This window comes from Kosakonia sp. CCTCC M2018092, assembly GCF_003864115.1.
In the GTDB taxonomy this organism is placed as follows: domain Bacteria; phylum Pseudomonadota; class Gammaproteobacteria; order Enterobacterales; family Enterobacteriaceae; genus Kosakonia; species Kosakonia cowanii.
Genome location: NZ_CP034225.1, coordinates 1,222,100 through 1,237,239 on the forward strand (window position 1 = coordinate 1,222,100; position 15,140 = coordinate 1,237,239).

Here is a 15,140-nt window from a genome sequence, read left to right on the forward strand (position 1 = left end):
GTGTGATCGGCCTAACATCACGGGCGTCGCGCAAAAAATGCGCTTTGCGAGATGCTTTCCAGAATCCATCAGATATTTTGTATTTCTAACCGTTGCGAATGATAATGACGACGCCTCTCACAACGGGTCAATCACTCAGGGATACAGAATGAAACCGCTACGTTACGCGGCGCTGACTTTCGCGCTCCTCACCGCCTTCACGCTTGCAGGCTGTGACAATAACGATAAACCGAAGAGCGCCAGCGCGCCTGAACCCGCGTCCGCCTCATCCGCCGCGCAAACGCCTGCGGCATCAGCCATGCCGGATAAAGCCAAACGCGATGAACTTGCCGCGCGTAGCGAAGGCAAACCCTTAAACTTGCTGGATGCGTCCGAAGTGCAGCTTGACGGCAGCGCCACGCTGGTGCTGACCTTCTCGGTGCCGCTCGATCCGGATCAGAACTTCGCCCAGGTGGTGCATCTGGTCGATAAGAAGAGCGGCAAGGTCGACGGTGCCTGGGAGCTGGCACCTAACCTGAAAGAGCTGCGCCTGCGCCACCTTGAGCCGAACCGCGAACTGCTGGTGTCGGTGGAGAGCGGGCTGGTAGCGCTTAATAAAGCCACCTTCGGCAAGAGCTTCGAGAAGTCGATCACCACCCAGGATATTCAGCCGAGCGTTGGCTTTGCCAGCCGCGGCTCGCTGCTGCCGGGTAAAGTGGTTGAAGGGCTGCCGGTGATGGCGCTCAACGTCGAAAATGTCGACATCAACTTTTACCGCGTGAAGCCGGAATCGCTGGCCTCATTCATTAGCCAGTGGGAGTACCGCAGTTCGCTCTCCAACTGGGAGTCCGATACGCTGCTGAAGATGGCGGATCTGGTCTATACCGGGCGTTTTGATCTTAACCCGGCGCGCAACACCCGCGAAAAACTGATGCTGCCGCTGAGCAGCATCAAACCGCTGCAACAGGCGGGCGTCTATATCGCCGTGATGAACCAGGCGGGGCACTACAACTACAGCAATGCCGCGACGCTCTTTACGCTCAGCAACATTGGCCTCTCTGCGCACCGTTACCATAACCGCCTGGATATCTTCACCCAGGGGCTGGAAAGCGGTGCGGCGCTCGGCGGTATCGACGTGATGCTGCTCAATGAGAAGGGGCAGAGCCTGGCGCAGGCGAAGACCGACAGCGATGGTCACGCCACCTTAAGCACCGATAAAGAGGGCGCGCTGCTGCTGGCGCGCAAAGAGGGCGAGACCACGCTGCTCGACCTTAACCTCCCGGCGCTGGATCTCGCCGAATTCGCCATTACCGGCGAGCCAGGCTACAGCAAACAGTTCTTTATGTTTGGCCCGCGCGATCTCTATCGCCCTGGCGAAACGGTGATCCTCAACGGCCTGCTGCGCGACAGCGACGGCAAGCCGATTGCCGCACAGCCGGTGAAGCTGGAAGTGGTAAAACCGGACGGGCAGGTGGTTCGCTCGGTGGTGAGCCAGCCGCAGAACGGCCTCTATCACTTTACGTATGCGCTGGATGCCAGCGCGCAGACCGGTATGTGGCATGTTCGCGCCAATACCGGCGACAACCTGTCGCGCGAGTGGAGCTTCCACGTCGAAGACTTTATGCCGGAGCGCATGGCGCTGAACGTTACGCCGCAGCCGACGCCGCTGGCACCCGCCGCAGACGTGGTGTTTAGCATTGAAGGCCACTATCTCTACGGCGCGCCTGCCAGCGGAAATGCCCTGCAAGGTCAGCTGTTCCTGCGCCCGCTGCGTGAAGCGGTTGCCGCACTGCCAGGCTTCCAGTTTGGCGATATCGCCGAAGAGAACCTGAGCCGCAGCCTGGATGAAACCCATCTGACCCTTGATGATGAGGGGAAAGGCGAAGTGACCACGCCGAGCCAGTGGCAGGACTCCCATTCGCCGCTGGAAGTGATTTTGCAGGCCAGCCTGCTGGAGTCGGGCGGACGTCCGGTGACCCGTCGCGCGGAGCAGGCAATCTGGCCTGCGCCCGCTCTGCCAGGAATTCGCCCGCAGTTCGCCTCAAAAGCGGTCTATGACTACCGCACCGACACCACCGTCAATCAGCCGATTGTCGATGAGGGCGGTAACGCCGCGTTCGATATTGTCTATGCCGACGCGCAGGGCAACAAAAAAGCGGTCAGCGACCTGCAGGTGCGCCTGATCCGCGAGCGCCGCGACTACTTCTGGAACTGGTCAGAAAATGATGGCTGGCAGTCGCAGTTTAACCAGAAAGATCTGGTAGAAGGCGAGCAGAGCCTGACGCTGAAAGCCGATGAGACCGGCAAAGTCACCTTCCCGGTGGACTGGGGCTCCTATCGTCTGGAGGTCAAAGGCCCGGATGAGACCGTCAGCAGCGTGCGTTTCTGGGCTGGCTACAGCTGGCAGGATAACAGCGACGGCGCCGGTGCGGCACGCCCGGATCGCGTCACCATGAAGCTCGATAAACCCTCTTACAAAGCGGGCGATACCGTTAAGCTGCACGTCACCGCACCTGCCGCCGGTAAAGGCTATGCGATGATCGAATCCAGCGAAGGTCCGCTCTGGTGGCAGGAGATTGATGTGCCTGCTGACGGGCTGGATCTCTCGATCCCGGTCGATCAGAAGTGGCAGCGCCACGATCTCTATATCAGCACGCTGGTGGTGCGCCCTGGCGATAAGTCGAAATCCGCCACGCCAAAACGCGCGGTCGGCCTGCTGCATCTGCCGATGGGCGATGAGAACCGCCGCCTGGAGATTGCCCTCGACGCACCGCAGAAAATGCGTCCTAACCAGCCGCTGAAGGTCAAAGTCAAAGCCTCGATGAAAGATGGCGCGACGCCGAAGCAGGTAAATGTTCTGCTCTCTGCCGTCGACAGCGGGGTGCTGAATATCACTGATTACGTGACGCCGGATCCGTGGCAGGCCTTCTTCGGCCAGAAACGCTATGGCGCAGATATCTATGATATCTACGGCCAGGTGATTGAAGGCCAGGGGCGTCTTGCGGCGCTGCGTTTCGGCGGCGACGGCGATGAGCTAAACCGCGGCGGCAAACCGCCGGTTAACCACGTCACCATCATTGCCCAGCAGGCGCAGCCGGTGACGCTGGATGAAAACGGCGAAGGCACCGTAACGATGCCGATTGGCGACTTCAACGGGGAACTGCGCGTCATGGCGCAGGCCTGGACGGCAGACGATTTTGGCAGCAGCGAAAGCAAAGTGGTAGTCGCAGCCCCGGTGATTGCCGAGCTGAACACGCCGCGCTTCCTTGGCAGCGGTGATACCTCACGCCTGACGCTGGATCTCAGCAACCTGACGGACAAGCCGCAAACCCTGAATGTCGATCTGACGGCAAGCGGTCTGCTCTCACTTGAGGGGGCCGCCACCCAGAGCGTGACGCTTGGGGCCGGTAAACGCACCACGCTCTTTATTCCGGTGCGTGCGCTGGACGGCTTCGGTGACGGCGAAATTGCCGCGCAAATCAGCGGCCTCGCGCTGCCGGGCGAAACCTTCGCGCCGCAGCAGAAGCAGTGGAAGATTGGCGTACGCCCACCTTTCGCCGCGCAGACCATCAACACCGGTGCGATGCTCAATCCGGGCGAAAGCTGGCAGGTGCCGGGCCAGCATCTGGCGGGCATCTCGCCTGCCACGTTGCAGGGTCGCTTGCTGCTGAGCGGCAAACCGCCGCTCAATATCGCCCGTTACATTCAGGAGCTGCGCGCCTACCCGTACGGCTGCCTGGAGCAGACCGCCAGCGGACTCTTCCCGTCGCTCTACACCAACGCCGCACAGCTTAAAGCGCTGGGCATCAAAGGCGAGAGCGATGAGCAGCGCCGCGCGGCGGTGGATATCGGTATCTCCCGACTGTTGCAGATGCAGCGCGATGACGGCGGCTTCTCTCTGTGGGATAAGAGCGGCTCGGAAGAGTACTGGCTGACCGCCTACGTGACCGATTTCCTCGTCAGCGCCTCGGCGCAGGGCTACAGCGTTCCGGCCGAAGCGCTGAACAACGCTAACAACCGCCTGCTGCGCTATTTGCAGGATCCGGCGGCGATGTCGGTACGCTACAGCGACGATCTGCCAGCGACGAAATTTGCCGTGCAGAGCTACGCCGGGCTGGTGCTGGCACGTCAGCAGAAAGCGCCGCTGGGCGCGCTGCGTGAAATCTGGCAGCGCCACGAGCAGGCGAAAGCAGGGCTGCCGTTAATGCAGCTTGGCGTTGCGCTGAAGCTGATGGGCGATGCCCAGCGCGGCGATCAGGCTATCGCGCTGGCGCTGAAAACCGATCGCATTGCGGAAAACCGCTGGCTGGCCGATTACGGCAGCAACCTGCGTGATAACGCGCTGATGCTGGCGCTGCTGGAAGACAACAAGCTGCTGCCGGACGCGCAGGCGCACCTGCTGGCTACGCTCTCCGAGCAGGCCTACAGCCAGCGCTGGCTCTCAACCCAGGAGAGCAACGCGCTGTTTATGGCTGGCCGCAACCTGCAAAACAGCACCGGTAACTGGCAGGCGCAAACCTCCCTGGATACCGCGATGCTGGCCGGTAACACCGCGCAGAGCCGTAATCTTGAGGCTGACCAGTTGAGTGCATTGCAGGTGACCAACAGCGGCACTACACCGCTGTGGCTGCGTCTCGACACGACAGGCTACCCGGAGCAGGCTCCGGCACCTTCCGGCAAAGTGCTGCATATCGAGCGCAATGTGCTCGGCACTGACGGGCGCAGCAAACCGCTCTCTTCCCTGAAGAGCGGCGAGCTGGTGCTGGTGTGGCTGGAAGTAACGGCCAGCCAGAACGTCCCGGACGCGCTGGTGGTCGATCTGCTGCCTGCGGGTCTGGAGCTTGAGAACCAGAACCTGGCCAGCAGCAGTGCCAGCCTGCAGGAGAGCGGCAGCGAAGTGCAGGAGCTGCTCAACCGCATGCAGCAGGCCGATATTCAGCATATGGAGTTCCGTGACGATCGCTTTGTCGCCGCCGTACCGGTGAGCGAAGGGCAGCCTGTCACGCTGGTCTATCTGGCACGTGCGGTGACGCCGGGCACCTACCAGGTTCCGGCTCCGCAGGTGGAATCAATGTATGTTCCGCAGTGGCGGGCAACCGGCGCGGCCAGCGGCCCGTTGATCATCACGCCATAACGTGAAGATCGTCTCTCTGATACGCACCCGCTGGCGCTGGCTGGTGGGTGTGCCTCTTCTCTTTGTGCTGCTGGTTATCGCCGCCGATAAAATCTGGCCACTGCCCCTGAACGAGGTTTCGCCCGCGCGGGTGGTAGTGGCTGAAGATGGCACGCCGCTGTGGCGTTTTGCTGATGCCGACGGTATCTGGCGCTATCCGGTCACTATCGAAGAGGTTTCGCCGCGCTACTTGCAGGCGCTTATCCAGTATGAAGATCGCTGGTTCTGGGACCATCCCGGCGTTAACCCCTTCTCTATTGCGCGCGCGGCCTGGCAGGATCTGCGCTACGGGCGCGTGGTTTCCGGCGGCAGTACGCTCACCATGCAGGTGGCACGTCTGCTTGACCCGCATCCGCGCACCTTTGGTGGCAAAGTTCGCCAGCTGTGGCGGGCAATGCAGCTGGAGTGGCATCTCTCCAAGCGCGACATTTTGACCATTTACCTCAACCGCGCGCCGTTTGGCGGTACGTTGCAGGGAGTCGGTGCGGCGAGCTGGGCCTATCTCGGCAAACCGCCCTCAAAACTGAGCTATGCGGAAGCGGCGCTGCTCGCCGTGCTGCCACAAGCGCCGAGCCGTTTACGGCCGGACCGCTGGCCGCAGCGGGCGCAGGCGGCGCGCGATAAGGTGCTGGATCGCATGGTGACGCAGCAGGTGTGGCCGGTGGCGCAGGTGAAAGAGTCACGCGAGGAGCCGGTGTGGTTAGCGCCGCGGCAGATGCCGCAACTGGCCCCGCTCTTTGCCCGCCGCATGCTGGGTGCCAACAAAAAGCTGAAGGTGACCACCACGCTGGACGCCAGCCTGCAAAGGCAACTGGAGGAGCTGGCGCTGAGCGTTAAATCCCGGCTGCCGATGCGCAGTTCGCTGGCGATCATCGTGGTCGACCATACGGATATGAAAGTGCGCGGCTGGGTGGGGTCGGTGGATATCAACGACGACAGCCGTTTCAGCCATGTTGATATGGTCAGCGCCGTGCGCTCGCCGGGATCGGTGCTGAAACCCTTTATCTACGGCCTGGCGCTGGACGAAGGGCTGATTCACCCCGCATCGCTGTTGCAGGATGTGCCGCGACGGGTCGGGGATTATCGCCCTGGTAACTTTGACAGCGGTTTTCATGGCCCGGTGAGCATGAACGAGGCGCTGGTACGCTCGCTCAATCTGCCTGCGGTTCAGGTGCTGGAGGCTTACGGGCCGAAAAAGTTTGCCGGTAATCTGCGTAATATCGGGCTGCCGCTAATGCTGCCCGCCGGTGCGGAGCCAAACCTCTCGCTGATCCTCGGCGGCGCGGGTGCGCGGCTGGAGGATATCGCTGCCGCCTACAGCGCTTTTGCCCGCGAAGGTAAAGCGGGCAAGTTAAGGCTGACGCCTGATGAGCCGCTGACTGAACGCCGCCTGATGTCGCCGGGCGCGGCGTGGATTATCCGCCGGATTCTGGCGAATGAAGCGCAGCCGGTGCCGGATAGCGCACTGCCGCAGGTGGTGCCGCTGGCGTGGAAAACCGGCACCAGCTACGGCTACCGCGATGCCTGGGCCATCGGCCTCAACTCCCGGTATGTGATCGGTATCTGGACCGGTCGCCCGGACGGCACGCCGGTTGCCGGGCAGTTTGGTTTTGCCAGCGCTGTGCCGCTACTCAACCAGGTGAACAATCTGCTGCAACCGCGCTCCGCGCTGGATCAGGCGCGTTTGCCGCGCGACCCGCGCCCGGCGTCGGTAAGCAGCGGGGTGATCTGCTGGCCGGGCGGGCAGAGCCTGCCTGCCGGAGACAGTAACTGCCGCCGCCGCCTTGCGACCTGGTTGCTTGATGGCAGCCAGCCGCCGACGCTGTTAATGCCGGAGCAGGAAGGGCTGCACGGCATCAGTTTTCCGCTGTGGCTGAACCATCAGGGGCGGCGTGTGGCGGCGGATTGCCCGGATGCGCAGCAGAAAAACTGGATCGTCTGGCCGCTGCCGCTTGAGCCGTGGCTGCCGCCCGGCGAGCGCCGCGCCGCGCGCTTACCGCCTGCGGACCATGTTTGCCCGCCGCGGGATGAGAACGCCCCGCCGCCGCTGTTGTTAAACGGTGTGCGCGAAGGGGCGGTGATCAAGCGCGTACCCGGTCAGGATTTTGCGATTCTTCCTCTGCAAAGCAGCGGCGGGGAAGGGGGACGCTGGTGGTTTTTGAACGGTGAACCGTTAACGGCGCGCGGCACGCTATTGAGCCTGAAGCTTGATAAAGCCGGTGACTATCAACTGGTGGTAATGGATGAGGCGGGGCAGGTCGCTGCCGTGCAGTTTACGGTGCAATAGGGCGAGAAAGAGCGCCTTCTGGTGTTGGTGTTGCTCAAACTCGTCTTATTTTAAAAAAATGTTACCTTAATCCATAGGCAAGACCGGTGTTGCTCTTTATAATCCGCGCCACACCTATTCAGGGCAACAGAACAACTTACTGAGGTAATCATGGCTATTGAACGTACTTTTTCCATCATCAAACCGAACGCGGTGGCAAAAAACGTTATTGGTAACATCTTCTCTCGCTTTGAAGCGGCAGGTTTTAAAATCGTTGGCACCAAAATGCTGCACCTGACCGTTGAGCAGGCGCGCGGCTTCTACGCTGAGCACGAAGGTCGCCCGTTCTTTGATGGCCTGGTTGAGTTCATGACCTCCGGCCCGATCGTGGTTTCCGTACTGGAAGGCGAAAACGCCGTTCAGCGTCACCGCGATCTGCTGGGCGCAACCAACCCGGACAACGCGCTGGCCGGTACCCTGCGCGCAGATTACGCAGACAGCTTCACCGAGAACGGCACCCACGGTTCCGACTCCGTTGAATCTGCCGCTCGCGAAATCGCTTACTTCTTCGCTGAAGGCGAAGTTTGCCCGCGCACCCGTTAATTTCCGGTTAACTGTGTAACGAGATTTACACTTTAATTGGTAAATGCCGCGTCCAGGCGTGGTATCTGTGCGACAGAATTTGTACAATGTTGCGCCCCAGGATGAGCTGAAGCTTGCCTGGGGCGCTTCTTTTTAACCCTCCACGGGCCACAACGTGTAATAACGAGGCCGGAATAAAATATGTCTGAACAAATTGCCATGTCTGAGAGCGACGCTCTCACGGTTCCAAACAAAGATGCAAAAATTAACCTGCTGGATCTTAACCGTCAGCAGATGCGTGAGTTTTTCAAAAACTTAGGCGAAAAACCCTTCCGCGCCGACCAGGTGATGAAGTGGATGTATCACTACTGCTGCGACGACTTTGATGAGATGACCGACATCAACAAAGTGCTGCGCGGCAAGTTAAAAGAGGTCGCGGAGATCCGCGCCCCTGAAGTCGTCGAGGAGCAGCGCTCTTCTGATGGCACCATCAAATGGGCTATCGCCGTCGGCGATCAGCGCGTTGAAACCGTCTATATCCCGGAAGAAGATCGCGCGACGCTCTGCGTCTCCTCCCAGGTGGGTTGTGCGCTGGAGTGCAAATTCTGCTCCACGGCGCAGCAGGGCTTTAACCGCAACCTGCGCGTATCGGAAATCATCGGCCAGGTGTGGCGCGCGGCGAAAATCATTGGCGCTGCCCGTGTGACCGGCAACCGCCCGATCACCAACGTGGTGATGATGGGCATGGGCGAACCGCTGCTGAACCTCACCAACGTGGTGCCAGCGATGGAGATCATGCTGGATGATTTCGGCTTTGGTCTCTCCAAACGCCGCGTGACGCTCTCGACCTCCGGCGTTGTTCCGGCGCTCGATAAACTCGGCGATATGATTGACGTTGCGCTGGCGATCTCACTGCATGCGCCGAATGACGCCATTCGCGATGAAATCGTACCGATCAACAAAAAGTACAATATCGAAACCTTCCTCGGGTCGGTACGCCGCTACCTGGAGAAGTCCAACGCCAACCAGGGCCGCGTGACCATTGAGTATGTGATGCTGGATCACGTCAATGACGGCACCGAACACGCCCATGAACTGGCCGAGCTGCTGAAAGATACGCCGTGCAAGATCAACCTGATCCCGTGGAACCCCTTCCCGGGCGCGCCGTATGGCCGCAGCTCCAACAGCCGTATCGACCGTTTCTGTAAGGTGCTGATGAGCTACGGCTTCACCACCATTGTGCGTAAAACCCGCGGCGACGATATCGATGCCGCCTGTGGTCAGCTGGCGGGCGAGGTCATCGACCGTACCAAGCGCACGATGCGTAAACGTCTGCAGGGCGAGCCGATCGCGGTTAAAGCGCTGTAAGCGTGACTGCGGCGCGAAGTTGATGCCGCAGGTTTGGAATATGTTGAATATTTGGCCTGCTTATATAGAGGCCGTTAATAATTACGGTGCGTTTCCTCTTACTTTGAGGCAGTATGTAATGCTGGAACAACGGCTTAGCAAATAGTGCTGAAAGCCGTCCTGTTATCACGAACCTGACAGTCTTATACTGTGGGTCTACGTTTAACTGACCCGGATTTTTCGCGGCGTGTGTAGGTTATGCGGTTACGCGCGCCTGTGTGTTTACTTTTCACGTACCAGTAGTTGTAGCGAATGAATACTGAAGCCACTCAAGACCAAAACGAAGCACAATCCACGGGCGTTCGTCTGCGCAATGCTCGTGAGCAACTTGGACTCAGCCAGCAAGCGGTTGCCGAACGCTTGTGCCTGAAGGTCTCCACGGTACGCGATATCGAAGAGGACAGGTCGCCCGCCGATCTGGCATCCACCTTTGTGCGCGGTTATATCCGCTCCTATGCTCGCCTGGTGCACATTCCAGAAGAAGAGCTGCTGCCGATTCTTGAGAAACAAGCGCCGATCCGCGCGGCAAAAGTCGCACCGATGCAGGGCTTTGCGCTGGGTAAACCGCGCAAAAAACGCGACGGCTGGCTGATGAGCGTCACCTGGCTGGTGCTGTTTGTGGTAGTGGGCCTGACGGGCGCCTGGTGGTGGCAAAACCACAAAGCGCAGCAGGAAGAGATCAGCACCATGGCCGATCAATCCTCCGCCGAGCTTAATGCCAGCAACGGCCAGAGCGTGCCGCTGGATAACCAGGCTGCTTCTACCCCGGTGGATAACGGTTCCACCCCGGTTGAAACCCCGGCCCCGACCAACAGCACGCAGGCGCCTGCAACCACTTCACCTGCCGCTACTGCCAATCAGAACAGCGTGGTTCCGCCTTCGCAGGCGAACGTCGAACCCTCTGCCCAGCAGCCTGCTGCTACCGCCAATAACGGCTCTCAGCTGCCAACCGATCAGGCTGGCGTAGCGGGCGCATCTGCCGACGCGAACGCGCTGGTGATGAACTTTAATGCCGACTGCTGGCTGGAAGTGAGCGATGCGACCGGTAAGAAACTCTTTAGCGGTATGCAGCGTAAAGATGCCACGCTGAATCTCACCGGCCAGGCACCCTATAAACTGAAAATTGGCGCGCCGTCGGCTGTCCAGATCCAGTTCCAGGGGAAACCTGTCGATCTGAGTCGTTTTATCAGAACTAACCAGGTTGCGCGTCTGACCCTCAATGCCGAACAATCAGCAGCACAGTAACAGACGGGCAACGCGGGAGATCATTCATGCATAACCAGTCGCCGATCCAACGGCGGAAATCAAAACGGATTTATGTTGGTAATGTGCCGATCGGCGATGGGGCTCCCATCGCCGTGCAGTCTATGACAAACACCCGCACCACGGATGTTGAAGCAACGGTCAACCAAATCAAAGCATTAGAGCGCGTCGGCGCAGACATCGTGCGTGTCTCGGTGCCGACAATGGACGCGGCAGAAGCGTTCAGGCTTATCAAACAGCAGGTGAGTGTCCCGTTGGTGGCGGACATCCACTTTGACTATCGCATTGCGCTGAAAGTCGCCGAGTACGGCGTCGATTGCCTGCGCATCAACCCGGGCAACATCGGTAACGAAGAGCGCATCCGCAGCGTTGTCGACTGCGCGCGCGATAAAAACATCCCGATCCGCATCGGCGTTAACGCTGGTTCGCTGGAAAAAGATCTGCAGGAGAAGTATGGCGAGCCGACGCCGCAGGCGCTGCTCGAATCGGCCATGCGCCATGTGGATCATCTAGATCGTCTCAACTTCGACCAGTTCAAAGTGAGCGTGAAAGCCTCTGACGTCTTCCTTGCCGTTGAGTCCTATCGTCTGCTGGCGAAGCAGATCGATCAGCCGTTGCATCTTGGGATCACCGAAGCGGGCGGCGCACGCGCAGGCTCAGTGAAATCGGCGATTGGCTTAGGCCTGCTGCTCTCGGAAGGGATCGGCGATACGCTGCGCATTTCGCTGGCGGCGGATCCGGTTGAAGAGATCAAAGTCGGTTTCGATATCCTCAAATCCCTGCGCATCCGCGCGCGTGGCATTAACTTTATCGCCTGCCCGACCTGCTCCCGTCAGGAGTTTGACGTGATTGGTACGGTCAACGCGCTCGAGCAGCGGTTGGAAGATATCATCACCCCGATGGATGTTTCGATTATCGGCTGCGTGGTGAACGGGCCGGGCGAAGCGCTGGTCTCGACCCTTGGCGTTACCGGCGGGAATAAGAAAAGCGGCCTGTATGAAGATGGCGTACGTAAAGATCGCCTCGATAACGGCGATATGATCAGCCAGCTTGAGGCACGTATTCGTGCGAAAGCCGCGATGCTGGATGAAACGCGCCGTATCGACGTCATGCAGGTAGAAAAATAAGGGTGCCGCCAAGGCTGGCATCCCGTGTATCATGAGCCCGCCCGGCGCGACCGCTTTTGTCGCCGCCCTGAGGGTTCATTTTTTGTATTAATAAAGAGAATAAACGTGGCAAAAAATATTCAAGCCATTCGCGGCATGAACGATTATCTGCCTGGCGAGACCGCCATCTGGCAGCGCATTGAAAGCAGCCTGAAGAACGTGCTCGGCAGCTACGGTTACAGTGAAATCCGTTTGCCGATTGTAGAGCAGACCCCGTTATTCAAACGCGCGATCGGCGAAGTGACCGACGTGGTTGAAAAAGAGATGTATACCTTCGACGACCGCAATGGCGACAGCCTGACGCTGCGTCCGGAAGGTACCGCGGGCTGCGTACGCGCCGGCATCGAACATGGTCTTCTGTACAATCAGGAACAGCGCTTGTGGTACGTCGGGCCGATGTTCCGCTACGAGCGTCCGCAGAAAGGGCGCTACCGTCAGTTCCATCAGCTGGGTGTGGAAGTGTTTGGCCTGCAGGGGCCGGATATTGACGCCGAGCTGATTATGCTCACCGCGCGCTGGTGGCGCGAGCTGGGTATCGCTTCGCACGTTGCGCTTGAACTTAACTCCATCGGTTCGCTGGAAGCCCGCGCGACCTATCGCGACGCGCTGGTGGCGTTCCTGGAGCAACATAAAGATAAGCTCGACGAAGATTGCCTGCGCCGCATGTACAGCAACCCGCTGCGCGTGCTGGACACCAAAAACCCGGATATTCAGGCGCTGCTGAACGATGCGCCGAAGCTGGGCGATTATCTTGACGATGAGTCACGCGAGCACTTTGCCGGTCTCTGCGCTTTCCTTGACGCAGCGGGCATCGCCTACACCGTTAACCAGCGCCTGGTGCGCGGTCTCGATTACTACAACCGCACCGTGTTTGAGTGGGTGACCAGCAGCCTCGGGGCGCAGGGCACCGTCTGCGCCGGTGGCCGTTACGATGGCCTGGTTGAGCAACTCGGCGGTCGCGCAACGCCAGCGGTTGGCTTCGCGATGGGTCTTGAGCGACTTGTTTTGCTGGTTCAGGCAGTTAATCCGGAATTTAAAGCCGAATCCGTTGTCGATATTTACCTGGTGGCGTCTGGCGCTAACACGCAATCCGCAGCAATGCTGCTGGGTGAGCAGGTGCGCGATGCGCTGCCTGGCGTGCGGCTGATGATGAACCACGGCGGCGGCAACTTTAAGAAGCAGTTTGCCCGGGCAGATAAGTGGGGCGCTCGCGTCGCGCTGGTGCTCGGCGAGTCTGAAATTGCCGACGGAAATGTTGTGGTGAAGGATTTACGCTCTGGTGAGCAGAGTACGGTAACGCAGGATAGCGTTGCGGCGCATTTGCGCACACTACTGGGCTAATCTCCCCGGTGATTTATCGTTAAGGAGAAGGACTGCGTGGAAATTTACGAAAACGAAAACGACCAGGTAGACGCGATTAAGCGCTTCTTTGCCGAGAATGGCAAAGCGCTGGCCGTTGGGGTTGTACTGGGTATCGGCGCGCTGGTGGGCTGGCGTTTCTGGAACAGCCATCAGGCGGACAATGCGCGCGAGACCTCGCAGGCGTATGAGAGCGCGGTAAGCGCGCTGCAGGCCGGCAAACAGGACTCCTATGCCGCGGCGGAAAAATTCGCTGCTGATAACAAAAACAGCTACGGTGCGCTGGCTTCGCTTGAGCTGGCTCAGCGTTACGTTGAGAAGAACGATCTGCAAAAAGCCGCTGCACAGCTGCAACAGGGTCTGGCTGCGACCGATGATGAAAATCTGAAGTCGATGATCAATGTCCGTCTGGCGCGCATTCAGGTTCAACTGAAGCAGCAGGACGCGGCGCTGAAAACGCTGGATGCCGTGAAAGGTGAAAGCTGGTCGGCCATCGTTGCGGATCTGCGCGGCGAGGCGTTGCTGAGCAAAGGCGACAAAAAAGGTGCGCGCACCGCATGGGAAAACGGCATTAAAAACAATGCTTCTCCTGCGCTGAGTGAAATGATGCAGATGAAAATTAATAATTTGTCCATCTAAGAGGGACCCGATGCAATTGCGTAAATTACTACTGCCAGGGCTGCTTTCCGTCACGTTATTGAGCGGCTGTTCCCTCTTCAACAGCGAAGAAGATGTTGTCAAAATGTCGCCGCTGCCGGTGGTTGAAAACCAGTTCACGCCGACAACGTCGTGGAGCACTTCCGTCGGTAACGGTATCGGCAAGTACTACTCCACCCTGCACCCGGCCTTTGCCGATGGCGTGGTCTACGCCGCCGATCGTCATGGCGTGGTGAAAGCGCTCAGCATTGATGATGGCCGTGAAATCTGGTCGGTAAACCTGGCTGAGAAAGATGGCTGGTTCTCTACCCGCGCCGCGCTGCTTTCTGGCGGTGTGACCGTTTCCGGCGGTAAAGTCTATATCGGTACCGAGCAGGCGCAGGTCTATGCGCTGAATGCCAGCGATGGTTCCGTTGCCTGGAAAACCGGCGTAGTGGGTGAAGCCCTCTCTCGCCCGGTAGTCAGCGATGGTCTGGTGCTGATTCACACCAGCAACGGTCAGTTGCAGGCGCTGAACGAAGCGGATGGCGCGGTGAAGTGGACCGTTAACCTCGATATGCCGTCGCTCTCCCTGCGCGGTGAATCTGCGCCGACCACCGCGTTTGGCGCTGCCATTGTCGGCGGTGATAACGGACGCGTCAGCGCCGTGCTGATGCAGCAGGGCCAGTTGATCTGGCAGCAGCGCATCTCCCAGGCGAATGGCCCGACCGAGATCGACCGCCTGAGCGACGTCGATACCACGCCGGTAGTGGTGAATGGGGTGGTTTACGCGCTGGCGTATAACGGTAATATGACGGCGCTGGATCTGCGTAGCGGCCAGATCATGTGGAAACGCGATCTCGGCTCGGTAAGCGATTTTGTGATTGATGGCAACCGTATCTACATCATCGATCAGAACGATCGCGTGCTGGCCCTGAGCACCGACGGCGGCGTAACGCTGTGGACGCAGAGCGATCTGTTGCACCGCAACCTGACCTCTCCGGCGCTCTATAATGGTTATATTGTGACCGGCGATAGCGAAGGTTATCTCCACTGGATTAACGTCGAAGATGGCCGTTTTGTTGCCCAGCAGAAAGTCGATAGTTCCGGCTTCCTGACCGAGCCGGTTGTGGCTGGCGGCAAACTGCTTATCCAGGCGAAAGACGGCACGCTGTACGCCCTCACGCGCTAAGCGCGCTGAGAGTGTCGTATCTGAAAGACGGCTCCTGTTGCAGGAGCCGTTTTCCTGTTTTTAAAACGCCGCGTAAATCGTGACGTTTTGCTAATGAATTTTCTGCAATGAGGCTTT

Annotated in this window: 9 protein-coding genes; all 9 read left to right on the top strand. The window is 59.3% G+C overall.

Annotated features, from left to right (window positions below; genetic code table 11):
- Window positions 1–148: 148 nt before the first annotated feature.
- The 9 genes from EH164_RS05770 to bamB all read left to right on the top strand — a co-directional run bounded on the left by EH164_RS05770 (window position 149) and on the right by bamB (window position 15,023).
- The gene (locus tag EH164_RS05770; RefSeq protein ID WP_124967590.1) at window positions 149–5,113 is read left to right on the top strand and encodes an alpha-2-macroglobulin; all 4,965 of its coding nucleotides are present in this window, start codon (window positions 149–151) and stop codon (window positions 5,111–5,113) included.
- A 1-nt stretch (window position 5,114) separates the two neighbouring features.
- Window positions 5,115–7,439 carry a peptidoglycan glycosyltransferase PbpC gene (gene pbpC / locus EH164_RS05775; RefSeq protein WP_124967591.1) on the top strand — a complete coding sequence of 775 codons (2,325 nt, stop codon included), beginning with the start codon at window positions 5,115–5,117 and terminating at the stop codon, window positions 7,437–7,439.
- Window positions 7,440–7,589: 150 nt separating this feature from the next.
- A complete protein-coding gene (gene ndk / locus EH164_RS05780) occupies window positions 7,590–8,021 on the top strand; it encodes a nucleoside-diphosphate kinase (protein WP_023481239.1) in 432 nt (143 codons plus the stop codon).
- Between the two features lie 180 nt (window positions 8,022–8,201).
- Window positions 8,202–9,368, top strand: coding sequence for a bifunctional tRNA (adenosine(37)-C2)-methyltransferase TrmG/ribosomal RNA large subunit methyltransferase RlmN (locus EH164_RS05785; RefSeq protein ID WP_094421564.1), 1,167 nt, complete (start codon window positions 8,202–8,204; stop codon window positions 9,366–9,368).
- A gap of 291 nt (window positions 9,369–9,659) precedes the next feature.
- Entirely contained in the window at window positions 9,660–10,652 is a 993-nt protein-coding gene (gene rodZ / locus EH164_RS05790; protein ID WP_124967592.1) for a cytoskeleton protein RodZ, read from the top strand.
- Between the two features lie 26 nt (window positions 10,653–10,678).
- Window positions 10,679–11,797 carry a flavodoxin-dependent (E)-4-hydroxy-3-methylbut-2-enyl-diphosphate synthase gene (ispG, locus tag EH164_RS05795; RefSeq protein ID WP_023481201.1) on the top strand — a complete coding sequence of 373 codons (1,119 nt, stop codon included), beginning with the start codon at window positions 10,679–10,681 and terminating at the stop codon, window positions 11,795–11,797.
- A 105-nt stretch (window positions 11,798–11,902) separates the two neighbouring features.
- The gene (gene hisS, locus EH164_RS05800) at window positions 11,903–13,177 is read left to right on the top strand and encodes a histidine--tRNA ligase (RefSeq protein WP_023481178.1); all 1,275 of its coding nucleotides are present in this window, start codon (window positions 11,903–11,905) and stop codon (window positions 13,175–13,177) included.
- A gap of 36 nt (window positions 13,178–13,213) precedes the next feature.
- Window positions 13,214–13,834, top strand: a complete 621-nt coding sequence (locus EH164_RS05805) for a YfgM family protein (RefSeq protein WP_023481162.1) — start codon at window positions 13,214–13,216, stop codon at window positions 13,832–13,834.
- A gap of 10 nt (window positions 13,835–13,844) precedes the next feature.
- Window positions 13,845–15,023, top strand: coding sequence for an outer membrane protein assembly factor BamB (bamB, locus tag EH164_RS05810; protein ID WP_042713913.1), 1,179 nt, complete (start codon window positions 13,845–13,847; stop codon window positions 15,021–15,023).
- The last annotated feature ends 117 nt before the right edge of the window (window positions 15,024–15,140 follow it).

Bases quoted from the DNA above. Each gene is read 5' to 3' on its own strand.
- EH164_RS05770 (WP_124967590.1), top strand. From the start codon at position 149: ATGAAACCGCTACGTTACGCGGCGCTGACTTTCGCGCTCCTCACCGCC.
- ndk (WP_023481239.1), top strand. From the start codon at position 7,590: ATGGCTATTGAACGTACTTTTTCCATCATCAAACCGAACGCGGTGGCA.
- EH164_RS05785 (WP_094421564.1), top strand. From the start codon at position 8,202: ATGTCTGAACAAATTGCCATGTCTGAGAGCGACGCTCTCACGGTTCCA.
- rodZ (WP_124967592.1), top strand. From the start codon at position 9,660: ATGAATACTGAAGCCACTCAAGACCAAAACGAAGCACAATCCACGGGC.
- ispG (WP_023481201.1), top strand. From the start codon at position 10,679: ATGCATAACCAGTCGCCGATCCAACGGCGGAAATCAAAACGGATTTAT.
- bamB (WP_042713913.1), top strand. From the start codon at position 13,845: ATGCAATTGCGTAAATTACTACTGCCAGGGCTGCTTTCCGTCACGTTA.